General features: G+C 65.6%; 10 protein-coding genes. 5 read left to right on the top strand and 5 right to left on the bottom strand.

The annotated features are described in order from the left end of the window. Window positions 1-7 precede the first annotated feature (7 nt). Both U5817_RS20525 and U5817_RS20520 read left to right on the top strand, forming a co-directional pair. Window positions 8-1,384, top strand: coding sequence for a phenylacetate--CoA ligase family protein (locus U5817_RS20525; RefSeq protein ID WP_407278624.1), 1,377 nt, complete (start codon window positions 8-10; stop codon window positions 1,382-1,384). Beyond that, a complete protein-coding gene (locus U5817_RS20520; protein WP_407278622.1) occupies window positions 1,372-2,736 on the top strand; it encodes a putative O-glycosylation ligase, exosortase A system-associated in 1,365 nt (454 codons plus the stop codon). Before U5817_RS20525 ends, U5817_RS20520 begins: the two co-directional genes overlap by 13 nt. On the opposite strand, the gene U5817_RS20515 is transcribed toward U5817_RS20520, so the two are convergent. Continuing rightward, on the bottom strand, window positions 2,669-4,528 hold the full coding sequence (locus tag U5817_RS20515) for an asparagine synthetase B family protein (RefSeq protein WP_407278621.1): 1,860 nt from the start codon (window positions 4,526-4,528) through the stop codon (window positions 2,669-2,671). The genes U5817_RS20520 and U5817_RS20515 overlap by 68 nt on opposite strands. A gap of 131 nt (window positions 4,529-4,659) precedes the next feature. On the opposite strand from U5817_RS20515, the gene U5817_RS20510 reads away from it, so the two are divergent. From U5817_RS20510 to U5817_RS20500, 3 genes are all read left to right on the top strand, one after another. Continuing rightward, window positions 4,660-5,949, top strand: a complete 1,290-nt coding sequence (locus U5817_RS20510) for a hypothetical protein (protein ID WP_407278619.1) — start codon at window positions 4,660-4,662, stop codon at window positions 5,947-5,949. 34 nt (window positions 5,950-5,983) lie between these two features. Further along, window positions 5,984-7,141 (top strand): glycosyltransferase family 4 protein, encoded by a 1,158-nt coding sequence (locus tag U5817_RS20505; protein ID WP_407278618.1) that lies wholly within the window; start codon window positions 5,984-5,986, stop codon window positions 7,139-7,141. 123 nt (window positions 7,142-7,264) lie between these two features. Next, window positions 7,265-8,137 carry a tetratricopeptide repeat protein gene (locus tag U5817_RS20500; protein WP_407278616.1) on the top strand — a complete coding sequence of 291 codons (873 nt, stop codon included), beginning with the start codon at window positions 7,265-7,267 and terminating at the stop codon, window positions 8,135-8,137. Here the strand turns inward: U5817_RS20500 and U5817_RS20495 are convergent. The 4 genes from U5817_RS20495 to U5817_RS20480 are packed head-to-tail and all read right to left on the bottom strand — an operon-like array spanning window position 8,106 to window position 14,278. Continuing rightward, window positions 8,106-11,273: a sulfatase-like hydrolase/transferase gene (locus tag U5817_RS20495; protein ID WP_407278615.1), complete on the bottom strand. Its 3,168-nt coding sequence runs from the start codon at window positions 11,271-11,273 to the stop codon at window positions 8,106-8,108. The two genes, U5817_RS20500 and U5817_RS20495, sit on opposite strands and share 32 nt — an antisense overlap. Window positions 11,274-11,275: 2 nt before the next feature. After that, window positions 11,276-12,172: a glycosyltransferase family 2 protein gene (locus U5817_RS20490; RefSeq protein ID WP_407278614.1), complete on the bottom strand. Its 897-nt coding sequence runs from the start codon at window positions 12,170-12,172 to the stop codon at window positions 11,276-11,278. Beyond that, window positions 12,165-13,127: a sulfotransferase family protein gene (locus tag U5817_RS20485; protein ID WP_407278613.1), complete on the bottom strand. Its 963-nt coding sequence runs from the start codon at window positions 13,125-13,127 to the stop codon at window positions 12,165-12,167. The genes U5817_RS20490 and U5817_RS20485 overlap by 8 nt, the downstream gene beginning before the upstream one ends. A gap of 8 nt (window positions 13,128-13,135) precedes the next feature. Next, the gene (locus U5817_RS20480) at window positions 13,136-14,278 is read right to left on the bottom strand and encodes a glycosyltransferase family 4 protein (RefSeq protein ID WP_407278612.1); all 1,143 of its coding nucleotides are present in this window, start codon (window positions 14,276-14,278) and stop codon (window positions 13,136-13,138) included. Window positions 14,279-14,293: the final 15 nt, after the last annotated feature.

Here is a 14,293-nt window from a genome sequence, read left to right as displayed (position 1 = left end):
GGGGGCAATGACCGGGCTCTACACGCGCTGTGTCGCCAACGTCCTCTTCCCGCTGCAGGAGCGACTCAAGCATCACGACACCGTGCGCGTGCGGCGTGCGCTGGAAGCCAGCCAGTGGTGGTCGCGCACCGATCTCGAGGCGCTGCAACTGCAACGTCTGCGCGCGTTGTTGCTGCGTGCCGCGCGGGACGTTCCCTACTACCGCGAACTCTTTCAAAGCATCGGTTTCGATGCTGCCCAAGTCATCGGCCTGGACGCGCTGCGCCGCCTTCCCTTCCTCACCAAGGCCCTGATCCGGAACAACATCGAGGCGCTCAAGTCCGAGCGGGCCGAAGGCCTCGCTCGCTTCAACACAGGGGGATCGAGCGGCGAGCCGCTCGTGTTCTTCATCGGCCGAGAGCGCGTCGGCCACGACGTCGCGGCCAAATGGCGCGCGACCCGGTGGTGGGGGGTGAATATCGGCGATCCGGAGATCGTCGTGTGGGGCTCGCCGATCGAACTGAGCGCGCAGGACCGTCTGCGCCACTGGCGCGACGCCGTGATGCGCACCGAATTGCTGCCGGCATTCGAGATGTCGGAGGCGAGGCTCGACGAATTCCTCGCGCGCATCCGCCGGCGTCGACCGCGGATGCTCTTCGGCTATCCGTCGGCGCTCTCCCTCATCGGTTCGCGCGCCGAGAAGACCGGCGTGCGCATGGACGACCTCGGCATTCGGGTCGCGTTCTGCACTTCCGAACGCCTCTACGAACATCAGCGCAATACCATCGAACGCGTGTTCGGGTGTCCGGTCGCCAACGGTTACGGCGCGCGCGACGCCGGCTTCATTGCGCATCAGTGCCCGTCCGGCGGCATGCACATCACCGCCGAGGACGTCATCGTCGAGATCGTCGATGGCCGCGGGCAGCCGGTGCCCCCTGGCGATAGCGGGGAGATCGTCGTGACGCACCTTGCGACCGGCGAATTCCCCTTCATCCGCTACCGTACCGGCGACGTTGCCGCGCTCGATCCGTCGCCGTGCAGATGCGGCCGCGGTCTGCCGCTGCTCAAGGATATCCAGGGACGTGCGACCGACTTCGTCGTCGCGCAGGACGGCACGGTGATGCATGGTCTCGCCCTCATCTACATCCTGCGCGATCTGCCCGAGGTCGCCGCATTCCGCATCGTGCAGGAGAGCCTCGAGCTCACGAGGGTCGAACTCGTGCCCGGCCCCGGATATGGTCCGCCGATCGCATCGGCCATCGAGCGCGGTCTGATGGCGCGTCTGGGCGCCGGGGTGAGGATTCAGATCGAGCCGCGCGACGAGATCCTGCCCGAGAAGTCGGGCAAGTATCGCTACGTGATGAGTCGGGTGGACGTTCGGGAGGGAGCGCTGTGCGCGACATAGCCGTCACGCTGGCCGTCTTCGGCACGCTGCCCTTCATCCTGAGGCGGCCGTGGATCGGCATCCTCGTGTGGACCTGGCTCGGCTTCATGAATCCTCACCGCATGGCTTGGGGATTCAGCATGTCGATGCCCTTTGCACAGATCGTGGCGATCACCACGTTCGTCGGCATGATGCTCTCCAGCGAGCCCAAGCGCATCCCGTGGGAGCGCGAAACTAAGGTGCTGCTCGCATTTGTCGCCTGGATGACGGTGACGACGATCTTCGCCGTCTATCCCAGTCTCGCTTGGGAGCAGTTCGAAAAGGTCATCAAGATCCAGCTGATGATCATCGTCGCGATGGTCCTCATCAACACGCCCGAACGGCTCAAGGCCCTCGTGTGGACGATCGCGCTGTCGCTCGCGTTCTATGGCGTGAAGGGGGGTATCTTCACGATCATGAAGGGGGGCGTGCATCGTGTGCAGGGGCCTCCGGGTACCTTCATCGAAGGCAACAACGAACTCGGCTTGGCACTGGCGATGACGGTGCCGCTGTTGTATTTCCTCGCCCGCGGCTCGACGCATCGCTGGATACGGCCTGCTGTGTACGCAGCGACCGTACTCACGGCGCTGGCGGCGATCGGCACGCAATCGCGTGGCGCCCTGGTCGGCATGGCCGTCATGGGGACCGTGTTTTGGCTCAAGGCGCGTCACAAGTTCCTGGTGTTGTTGCTTGGCGCGTTTGCGATCCTGATGGTGTGGGCGATCATGCCAGAGGCTTGGTACCAGCGCATGGCCACGATCAACACGTATCAAGAGGACGCCTCTGCAATGGGGCGGATCAACGCTTGGTGGATGGCCTTCAACCTCGCATGCGACCGGCTTTTTGGCGGGGGGTTTGAGACGTTTCGCTACGAGATGTTCCATCTTTACGCGCCCGATCCGACGGACGCTCGAGACGTCCATAGCATCTATTTTGAGGTTTTGGGGGAGCACGGCTTCGTCGGCCTCTTCCTTTTCCTCTTGCTAGCAGTATTCACTTGGCGATCTGCCTCCATAGTGCGGCGAGCGTTCAAGGATCATGGCACGCTAGAGTGGATGAGCGAGCTCATGGCTATGGTGCAGGTCAGCCTTGTCGCCTATCTTGCCGCTGGCGCTTTCCTCGGCATGGCGTACTTCGACTACTACTACAATCTGATCCTGATCGTGGTGGTCGCGCGGGTGATCATGCGTGAGGCGGAAGCGGGCGCGCGGCAACGTGCCGCGGTCGCGCCTGCGCCCGCCAATGCATCAGGGATGAGCGAGAGGTTCAGGCGCCAGCCCGAGCGCCATTCCGTGCCAGCCAGAGCTCCAGCTGGGTCAGTACCCAGATCATGACGCCGAAATAACTCGCGTGCCCCGCAGAATGTTCCTGCCACAGTTTCTGCAGATAGGACGGCCGCACGACGCCACGCCGTGCGAGGCTGTCCAGCGCGGCCTTCGCCTCGGTGCGCAGGGGGCCGTCCGTGGCGAGCCACAGTCCGAAGGGCAGACCGAAGCCGTGCTTCGACTTGGCGATCGTCTCGCGGGGCAGAAAGTCGCGCAGGGCGTGCTTGAAGAACACGCGCAGATGCGGCCCGCTCACCTTCTGGCGGGCGGAGAGCGTGCCCGAAAAGGCGATCAGATCCTCGTCGAGGAAGGGAAATCGGACTTCGACCCCCGCGGCCTCGCACATGCGCGACACTTTGCGCAAATCGTTGTCGGCCAGCGTGATCTTGTGATCGAGGTGCATCATGCGGTCGACCGCTTCGGGCGAGTCCGAGCGGAAATACGCCTCGCGCATCAGCATGAGCGGGCGCTCCGGGTCGATTCCGGCAATGAACTCTGGTTCAAAGATATCCGCGAGCGCATCGCGGTGCAGGAAGTTGTACGTTTCGAGCCGGTCGGGCAGTGGGACCGTCGCCTGGCGGATATAGCTTTGCGCCTTGCGCACCGGCAGCAGCGCCGAACCGAGCGGGAAGCCGAACACCAGCGGCTCGAGCACGCGGCGCAGGGGGGACGGAATGGACTGGTAGTGCTCGAACACGCCCTGCTTGGCGTAGCGTGCATTGCCGCCGAAGAATTCATCGCCGCCGTCGCCGGCGAGCATCGCGCCGATGCCCTGCTCGCGGGCAATGCGTGCGCAGAAGTAGGTCGGCACGGCCGAGGCATTGCCGAAGGGCTCGTCGTAGGCCCCGGCGATGAGCGGCAACGCCTCGGCGACGTGTTCCGGCGTAACGTAGAACTCGGTCGCATCCGCTCCGAAGTGGCGTGCGGTGATGCGCGCGTAATCCAGTTCGTCGAAGCCCTCGGCATCGAAGCCGATCGAAAAGGTGCGTGGCGCCTTGCCGCTGATCTCCCCCAGCAGGCCGGTGACGGTCGAGCTGTCGGTGCCGCCGGAGAGGAAGGCGCCGGCCGGGGCGTCGTCGAGTTGCCGAGCCACGGACTGGTGCAGCAGCTCGCGGAAAGTCCGCTCCTGGCCTTGCTCGTCTGCCCCCCGCGTTGCCCCGAATTTCAGCGACCAGTAGAAGTCGCGCCGTGCACCGCCGGCGGTGACGGCCAGCCGCTGGGCCGGCAACAGCTTCTCGACGCCCTCGAACGCCGTGTCCGGGCTCGGCACCATGTGGCAGTACAGGTACTCGAACAGCGCCTGACGGCTCAGCCCGGCACGAACCGCCGGATGTGCGGCGACCGCGCGGGCACTCGTGGAAAAGACGAGCAGCGGGCCGACGCGGGCGAAACACAGCCGCTCGATGCCGGTGCGGTCCACTGCGAGCAGGGCGGCCCCCGCGCGCAGGTCGATCAGCACGAGCGCGAAGCTGCCCTGCAGGTCCTCGAAAACGCGTTCGCCGACCAATGCATGGCGGCGCAACGCGGCCGCAGCATGTCCGTGCTCCCGCGCGTCCGCGGCGGTCCCCGTGTGGCTCCAGCGCGGTCGGCCGATCAGGATCGCGGCGCGTCCCGCGTCAGCGTCCTGTGCGACAAAGCTCGCAGCCGGCCCGGTTCCAACGCGGCCCGCATTGCTCAATTCGAGACGATGCGCTGGTGGGAGGGCCTCGTCCGCGGCAAACATCGCATCGAGCGCGTCCGGAGCCGTTTCGCTCCCGCCCGAGAGATTCACCCACCCGCACAGGATTCGTCGCATGTTCATGAGCTTGCCGTCGTCCGCTTGATCGGGGCAGCGGCCATGTTAGCGAAAGCCGAGCCGGACGAATGCCGCAGAGGTCACGCTCGCGCGCAGGTTCGACGCGCCGCCTCGTGTTGCGCTCCCGGTTTCGGCGCATGCCTGATGCCGTGCACGGACTGCCGGTCATGGGCTTCGCGCTGACCGTCATCCTCGCCTGGTTCGGCTTTGCCGCCCTTGCGCTGGCGGTCCTGCATGGGCGCGCGCTCGCGGCGATGTGGCGCGAGCCCGTACTCGTCCGCCCCGTCCTGATCGTCGAAAGCGATGACTGGGGGCCAGGGCCGCGGGGCGATGCCGCAGTCCTGCGCGAGATCGCAGAAACGCTGAGCGCGGTGCGCGACCGCGATGGGCGGCCCGCAGTGATGACCCTTGGCGTCGTCGGCGGCATACCCGATGTCGACGCCATGCGTGCCGCGGGTTTCGCCAAGCATGTGCGTTGCTCGCTCCTCGCGCCCGATTTTGCGCCGGTCCTTGCTGCAATGGGCGACGGGTGTCGCGCGGGCGTCTTCGCAGTCCAGCGGCACGGACTGGAACACTACTGGCCCGCGGCCCTTCTGGCGCGTTTGCATGCGGAAAACGGGTCGAATTCGGAAGCGCTGCGGCGCTGGCTCGAAGACGGCGGGCTGCGCAGCGAAGCGCTCCCGCCGCCGCTGCAAAGCCGATGGGTCGATTGCGCCAGCCTGCCGAGTGTTCCCCTCGACCCTGTTGCCGTCGACCACGCGGTGCGCGAGGAGTCCGACCTGTTGCAACAACTCTTCGGCTGTGCGCCCGAGGTTGCAGTGCCGAACACCTTCGTGTGGAACGACAGCACCGAGCGGGCGTGGGCGGCGCACGGCGTGCGCACGGTGGTCACGCCCGGCTGGCGCTACGAAGGGCGCGACGCAGCCGGTCGGCTCCTGCCGCCCGCGCGCCGCATCCGCAATGGGGAAAGCGGGCAGGGCGGCATCATCTACGTGGTGCGCGACGCCTACTTCGAACCGCTGCGCGGTCATCGCGCCGAAGACGTGGCCGCGGCGCTGGCGCGCAAATGTGCCGAGGGCCGTCCCTTGCTGCTCGAAACGCACCGCGAGAACTTCATCGGTCCGCAGCCCGCGCGCGCCGCGGCAGTTGCCGAGCTCCGCCGCACGCTGGGCATGGCACTGTCGATGAGACCGGATCTGTGCTTCACGACCACCGCGGAGCTGGCGACGATCCTGCGCGACCCGGCATCGCCGCTCCGGGCGCAGCGATGGAAAGCGCGGCTCGCCGCGTGGTTCGTGCGCCTTCGCAACGAGCCGGACCTGACGAGGCTCCTCAAGTACAGCGGCTTGGCTGCGCTGTTGGGCGCGGCAGCTTATTTGCTCGGCGACGTGACATACCGACGCTCGGCCCGCGCAGGCCGTTGCTAGACTTTTTCGGGATTCCGCCTGGATGTGAAGACCGATGAAGCAGGGCTACCTCGTCATCACCGAACTCTTCCTGCCGACCAAGGGCGGGACCGCCGTGTGGTTCGACGAGGTCTACCGGCGCCTGGGCGGCAAGGAAATCGCGATCGTCACGGCCGCGGTGCCGGGCGGTGATGCGCACGATACCGGCCATCCGAACTCCGTCCATCGCGTCAGCCTGCGCCGTGTGCCGTGGCTGCGGCCCGAATCCCTCGGCATGTACGTGCGCCTGCTTGCGAAGTCCCTGGCGCTGTCGCTCGAGCAGCGGTTCTGTGCGGTCCATGCCGGGCGCGCGCTGCCCGAAGGGCTCGTCGCCTGGATCGTCGGCCGGCTCTCCAGGCGCGCCGTCACCGTGTATGCGCACGGCGAAGAACTCACCGGTTGGGGGCGCGGGAACAAATTCCGGGTCATGCGCTTCGTGCTGCGCCATGCCGATCATGTCATCGCCAACAGCGATTTCACCTTCGAAGTGCTGGTCGGCATGGGCGTCCCGCGCGACCGCATCGTCATCATCAACCCCGGCGTCGATGTCGTGCGCTTCAGACCGGGACTGCCGTGCCAGGACTTGCGCGACAGCCTGCAACTGGGACCCGGCGCCCGGCTGCTGCTGTCGGTCGGACGGCTGAACCGGCGCAAGGGGTTCGATACGGTGATCCGCTGCCTGCCCGAACTGATCGCCGGCGGGCATGACGTGCATTACGCCATCGTCGGCATCGGCGAGGATCGCTCCTACCTCGAAGCGCTCGCGCACGAGACGGGCGTGGCCGAGCGCGTGCATCTCCTCGGGCACGTCCCGATGGACGACCTGCCGCGCTGGTACAACGCCTGCGACCTCTTCGTGCTCGTCAATCGCGACATCGACGGCGACACGGAAGGATTCGGCCTCGTGTTCCTCGAGGCGGCCGCCTGCGGCAAGGTGTCCGTCGCAGGGACCGCGGGGGGTACCGGCGCGGCGGTGCTCGATGGCGTCACCGGGTTGCGCGTCGATGGCTGCGACGAACGCGCCATTGTTGCGGTGATCGGTCGCTTGTTCTGCGACGCGCAGTTGGCCGAGCACCTGGCTTCGCATGCGCTCGTCCGCGTGCGGCAGGAACTGAATTGGGATGCCGTGGCCGATCGGACCCGTGGGCTCTTGCCGGTGGCAACGGATGTGTAATGGTGCTGTCACATGGAGACCCCCGCGTACCGCATGTGCCGTACTCAACATCTAGAACCGTGCGGGACTGTCCTGCTGTTCCGGGCACGAGTTAGGCGTCATTAACTTTCAGGGTAAACCGGTATGAAGTATCTTTTCCTAAATACGTCCCTGGCGATGTTGCTGTTTGGTCTGATGTGCGGGAAAAGTCAGGCAGTCGAAGCTTTCGCTGCAACACCGCAAGAGGTGTCTTTGTGTTCTGCCCTTGTTTTCGGAGGGAGGGACAGGGGATACATGGAAAGTCTCGAGCCAGAGGCCGGTTGGGGGCATACTCATCATTGGTGTGATTGTGTGCGGTTCCGCTACCGTGCCATCCGAAGTATTGGTGACAAGAGTTCATTTAACTACAACACGGGACAAGCGCTTCAAGGCTGCGACTACGTCATTCGTGCAGTACCGTCGGGATCCCGGATCTTGCCGAAGGTGCATGTCGACAAGGGACTCGTTCTGAAACTGCGGGGTGAGACGCGAGTTGCGGCACAAGAATTTCAGCGTGCGCTCTCCCTTGATCCGAGTGAGGCCAAAGCGTATAGCGAACTATCGTTGCTCCAGGAGGAAAGCGGGCAGCGGACTGCGGCCCGTGATACGGTAGCGCTCGGCCTGCAGCACAACCCAGAATCCAAGCTGCTGCGGAAGCGCTATCTCGAATTGGGGGGGAAGGAGCCCTTCCCCGAGCCGCCTGCCCGCGATGTGCAGGCCCCGGTTCCGCCGACGGCTCCACCTGACAGCTCAGGCGAACCCGCGTTGCCTGAGCCCCTCAATCTCGACCTGCAGGAACCGGTCATTGCCGTGGATGCCCAGTCGGAGTCGGCGGCCGAGGCCGGGTCTCAATCGGCGGAGAATGGGAAGGCCGTGACCGATGCAAACGCTCGCTCCTGCCGTTTCTGCCCGCCCGAAGAAATCCAGCGCCGCTGGATCGAGTCCTTCAAGACAGGTCAGGAGAAAAAGCCGGAATAGAGATCGCGGTGGGGGCTGCCGTCGTCCGCAGATGGCGCCGCGCAACCGGATCGCGCTCGATCCAGCTCTGCAGCTCCTGCCACAGCCGTGCGACCAATTCGGGGTGTTCCGCCGACAAATCGCGCGTGCAGTCGGCATCGGTATCCAGATCGAACAAGGTGAGTCGCATCCCGCTCTCCAGTGGCTGATAGACTAGCTTCCATCGCCCGTCGCGCATCATGCGGTCCTTGGCGATCACCACGAGTTCCTTGAATTCGTCCTTGATCGACAGCGACCCGCTGGCCTCGTTAGGGATGTCCAGAAGCTCCAGCAGTTCCGGGTAGTTCAGGTGGTCGTGGGGCAGGCCGGGTACGCGGGCGATCCAGATGCCGGTCTCGTTGAATCCTTTCAGATGCAACTCGCGGTGCGGATCCTGCATCGTTGCCGTGAGCGACACGCCGTCACAGCGCACCGACGGCGCGGCGAGCAGGTCGAGGAGGGTGGGCAGCACGTCGATCGAGCGGACCACCTGATCGACCCTTACGGGGTGGTTCATCCGCGGATCCGCGACCACCAGCGGCACGCGCGCGCTGAAGTCGCCCACGGCCGAATTGCCCTGCCCCCAGGTGTCGTGCTCGAAGAACTCCATGCCGTGGTCGCTGTACAGCACGACGATGGTGTTCTCCGCAAGCCCCGTTGCGGCCAGATGGTTCATGAGCTTCCCGACTTCGTCGTCGAATTGCGACACGCAACCGTCGTACAGCGCGAGGATCTGGTCGAGGTCGAATTCCTCGCGCGGTTCGCCCTGCCGCCGGATGATCTCGAAGGGGTCGGTCAGGCGCGCCATGGCGAACTTCGATGCCCCCGAATAATCGGGGTCCGCATGGCGCAGGTAGTACGGGTACTCCGAGGCGAACGGAGGGTGGGTCGTTGAATAGAAGACGTTGAGCAGGAACGGTTCGGACGTGCTCGCGAGCCGGGAAATCAGCCGGCGGGTGCGCTGTCCGAGCTGGGTCGTCTGCGGTGCGCCGCTCAGGTAATGGACTTCGGGCAGCAACAGACGGCCGACGCGGTTGTGCAGGAACAGCGACAGGAACAGGCGGATGTCCTTCGGGCCCTGGCGGATGAGGAACTTCAGGTTCCACTGGTCCTCGGGCAGATCCAGCACGTCGAACCCCAGCGAGAACTTGCCCAGGTCTGCGCCGCACCAGTCGGAGACGGCGGCCGTGCGATAGCCCAGCGCGCGCAGGATCGTGGGCAGGGCCTGGACCTCCAGTTGCGTCTCGTCGGTCGCGACGAAGTTGTCGCGGATCCCGTGCGTGTGCGGCCAGGTCCCGGTGAGCAGCGAGATCAGGCTGGGCGCAGTTCTCGCGCAGGGCACGTAGCAGTTCTGGAAGTGCGTGCCGCGTCGCGCCAGTGCGTCGATATGCGGCGTCAGCGGCTGCCCCTTTCGCTGCGTGCCGACGCGGTCGGCGCGCAGTGTGTCGGAGCCGATCAGGATCAGGTTCGGTCGTCCTCCGGGGCGCGGCGCCGCGATGTCACCTTCGGGTTCCCACAGCGCAAACACCATCAGGCCCCAATAACCGACGCCCAGGCTGGTGAGGGCGGCGGCAGAGTCGCCGTGGCCCGACAGGACCAGGGCGATTACGAGCCCCGCGAACAGCGTCGCGATCGCAGCGGTGCCGGCGAGCGCTGCGCGTCGCAGGCCTTGTGCTGACAGGCGGTTCCACAGGCGGTGTAGGCGGTCGGTGCGATATTGCCAGGATGCGACGATGAGCCCCGGGTTATGCACCAGGGTTCGGCAGGTGACGTAGGTGCCGATGAGGGCCATGGACAGCAGGCCTCCGGCCGCGGCGCGCCATGGCTCGTGCGGCACCCCGAGCACATCGGCCCCGGCTGCCGCGACCACGGCGCCCGGCAGCGTGCAGAAGAGACCGATGGTCAGCGACCACACGCCCAGTCGAGTCATCGCGAATGGAAAGTACGCGCGGTAACGGCGCACGATTTCCTCGCGCAGTTGCGGTCCGGTTTGCGAGAAATCGATCACCGACTTCATGATCAGTGCGAGCGTCACCAGCGTGGCGACCACCAATGCCGGCAACAGCACGTCGGCAATCCTCGACCATGCGAGTTGCGCGGCTAGTCCGAAGCCGCCAAGCCCGAGTGTGCCGGCCAAAGCAAGGCTGCTCTGGACCGGCAGCCAAGGCAGGCGAGCACGCCTGCGCCGGTGTCGCGCAGCCTCGCGCATGCCGCTCATCTCGCCGAAGGCCGACGCAAGCCGCACGAGATAGAAGCGCCGCACCTGCGAGCGCAACGCGAGCGCGCAGCCGCCCGCATAGGCGGTGACCTTGCGCCACATGTACAGCGGCACACCGCTCTCCGTGCGCCGGAAGCGCATTACCGACTTCGAGCGCTGGAAGCCCTTGCGCATCAGGTACCACAGCGTGAGGCGCTCGCCATCGACGTAGTGATACTGGACGATCTCCGGCGCGTATTGCAGCACGGCGCCCGTGCGCATCGCGCGGCGAACCCACTCCAGATCCTCCGCGCCCCCCAGGTCATGTCCGGTCGGGCCGAGCTCGGTGAGGAAGGGGCCGGTGGTGCGCAACACCTCGAGCCGCGCAACAAGATTGCCGCCGCCTGGGATGTTGCCGTCCAGATCGACGCGCATCGGAGTGTCGCCCTGGTCGTAGCGGGGCACGGGCAGCGGATAGATGCGGTAGGGGCCGTCGTCGTGCACCCAGTCCGGTTCGGTGCCGTCCCAGTCGGGCAGGATGCGCCCGCAGATCAGGCCCGCCTGCGGCCACGTCCGCGCCGCGTGCGCGATGCCGCACAGATAGCCGGAGTCCACCCGGTGATCGTCGTCCACGAAGGCCACGACCGGATCTTCGAGCATCGGCAGTGCGCGGTTGAGCGCGTGCGACTTTCCCGGGGTCGGCTCGTCGATCCACTCCAGCGGGAGGCGTCCCGGCGTCGCACCGTATGCGTCCAGAAGTGCATGGGTGCCGTCCGTGCAGGCATTGGCGACGACAAAGAGGCGGACCTGAGCATCGTCCGGCCTCTGCGCGGCGTTCAGCGACTCGATGACACGTCCGAGCAATTCGGCACGATTGTAGGTGCAGATCAGGACCGTGATGCGCAGCGGTTCGCCCGGCATGGCTACACCGTCCGGTTGCTCAGCATCGCCAGCAGCAGGCCTGCCATCAGCCGGCCGCGGCTGATGGGCGCGATGCACAGACCGGTCAGCAGGTCGCGCAGCGCCTGCCCGCGCCGCTGCGTGCGCCACGCCCACTTGGCGTAGTCCGACAGCATGCCCGCATAGGCGTGGCGCCAGAACGCGCCGCGTTTCTCGGGTGGCAGCAGGTGGCGGTTCTTGCGCATCACGCGCCGCGCTGCGTCGCGCATCACGTTAAGGTTGCGGCTCATGCTGTCCGGGCGTTTGGTGATGACGACGAGTGGTTCCGCGACGCACGCATACCCGCCGATGGCCGCCAGGCGCATCCACATATCGACGTCCTCGAGGCTGGGCAGGCTCTCGTCGAACGGACCCGCCTGCGTCAGCGCGTCCGCCCGGGCCATCACCGCCGAGCCGCTGCCGGCGATCGAGCCGTTTGCCTCGAAGATGGCGTCGAGCACGGGCTGCCCACTGCAGCCGCAGGGCCAGTCGCCCACGTAACGCCCCTCCGGATCGGCAATCCGCGCCGCCGTCGAGCAAAACGCCAGTTCCGGCTGCGCCTCCATCAGCGCCACCTGGCGCGCCAGCTTGTCGGCTTCCCACCAGTCGTCCGCGTCGAGGAACGCCACGTAGGCCCCCCGCGCCGCGGCGACCCCCGCATTGCGCGCACTGCTCAGGCCGCCATTGGGCTTCGCGAGCAGCCGCAGGCCCGTCGCCAAGCGCGCCAGCACCTCGGCCGTCCCGTCCGTGCTGCCGTCATCGACCACGATCAGCTCGACCTCACGATACGTCTGTGTGAGCACGCTGCGTACGGCCCGCTCGATGCACCAGGCCGCGTTGTAGGCGGGAATGACGACGCTGACCGTCGGCGCTTCAGTCATCCGGGTCGTACCCCATTTCGCGCATCAGCGGAGCAATCATCGGCAGGATCCGCTCGACCGCGCCCGGATTGTGTTCCTTCCACTTCTGCTTCTGCGGTGCCCCCTTCACGATGCTCGTCGGCCGCGACACCAGGTTCGCGCACCGCTGCGCGGTCTGCGCATCGAATGGCACCTCCAGGCGCTCGAACGCCTCGCGAAACATGTCGACGGGGCGTTCGAAGATGTCCTCGTACCGCAGGCCGATCCACTGCTCCGGCGGAATCGCACGCGCCGCGTCGAGCGCGAGGCGGTTCGCAGTGGTCCACTGGAAGGCGCACACCTCCTCGAGGCTTGCGTGGTTGAACTCGCGCCATCCCGGCGGCAGGAAAAAGTGCCACTCGCGGAACTCCCCGCCGTTTATCGCAACCGGCTCGGGCGACGGGCCGAAGAATTGCGCCAGCCCGAAGCCCCCATCGGTGCGCCCCATGCGCCAGCCGTCCATCATCGAGCTGACGTTGTCGCGGCCGTCGCGCTGGATGAACACGAAGCGCGCCTGCGGGAACAGGGCATGCAGGTACGGCACGCGCAGCGTGTTGATGCAAGTCTTGTCGAGCACCGGCCCCGCGCCGAGCCGTGCGTAGAAGTACGCCAGCACGCGGTCGCGGTGCTCTGGCCGTGCATTGTCCGCCGTGGCGGCCTCCGAGTCCCAGCCGTTGTTCAGCGGCCCATGCAGCCCGTTCCAGAGCTGCGGAATCTCGAAATCGAAGTGCAGGAAATCCCCCGATGCCGCGATCGTCTCGAAGGTCACCGTCGTTCCCGAGCGCGAGCAGCCGATCACGAATACCGGATCGGGCATTGCCGGCCGCGTGATTGACCAGATCGCCTCTTTCGCCCGCCACCCCAAGGCTCGCAGGTTCTTGTCGCGAATCTCGGGATCGAGCAGTTTCGGCAGCTTGGCGAGGACCGCTAGCGACATCGTTCCCTCTACTTGTAGTCGGCGCCCGAGAGCGATGTGAGCTCTTTGCCGCCTTCGGGGGGACTGCCGTTACCGTTCAGCGCTTCCGTGTAGATGCGCTCAAGTTCACGCACTGGCTGATCCGTGAACCGGCTTTGCACGACCTCAAAAGCCATGTTCCCGAGTCTGAGTCGTTCCTCGGGGTGATCCAGGAGCCAGCAGGTATGGCGCTTCAGCGTGTCGAAATCCTCTCGGTCGAACAGCAGCCCATTAATGCCATCCTGAATGATCTCCGGCGTGCCGCCCGTGCGCGACGCAATGATCGGCTTCCTGGCGGCTGCCGTTTCGAACAGCACCATCGCGCAGGCTTCCTCGCATTGAGTTGGCATGATCAACACGTCCGCTGTCGCATAGATATTCTCGGGATCGGTCCGGTAGCCCAGGTAGCGGATTCTAGGGTCGCTCGTAATAATTCCATTGAAGTGCGCCGCGAACGCTGGATCCGTTTCCATCATCTCGCCTGCAATCAGAAACTTCACGTCCGGCCGTTCGATCTCCGCAGCAAGGCGAAGAAACAGGTCAATTCCCTTGAGGCGTTTGACGTGGCCCAGAAACCCCACGACGAGATCGCTATCGGCGAGCCCGAGCTCGTCGCGAACCGAATGCCCACGGGTAAATCGCTCCAGATCCGAGAGGTTGTGTATTGCCTTCACGCGGCTGGTCCCGAACTGCGAGTGGGTGGCCACATACTCTGATACTGCGATGATGTGCCGTGCATGCTTTATGAACGGTGTCGGGTCGGGATCGACCATGTGAAAGTGCATGATCAAAGGAATTCGCAGTAATCGGGCGGCTACCACTTCGGGTGGTTTCCAGCCCATCGACCCAATATTCATGTGGATCAGGTGAACTTTGTGGCGTCGCAGAAATAACATGCTGCGCATGACGTCCAGCGCAAACCTGAATGGGTTGCCGTTCCAGTCGTGCTTCGGACAAATGGCTGTTGCAATCCCTTTCTGGCTCAGGGTGCCGACCAATGCTCCCCGCTCAGTGACGACCACCAGCGGATCGAATTTGTCGCGATTGACACGCACGACGAAATTCAGCAGGGCGCGGCTCGCGCCGCCCCAGTCCTCGTATGTCCCGAGGTAGTAGCAAACTCGTGCTGCCATCGCTGCCATCCGTGA

Origin of the sequence: Aromatoleum evansii, from assembly GCF_045689615.1 — a bacterium.
GTDB lineage: Bacteria > Pseudomonadota > Gammaproteobacteria > Burkholderiales > Rhodocyclaceae > Aromatoleum > Aromatoleum evansii.
The sequence above is the reverse complement of the archived record's forward strand: the minus strand, read 5'-3'. Positions and strand labels throughout refer to the sequence as shown.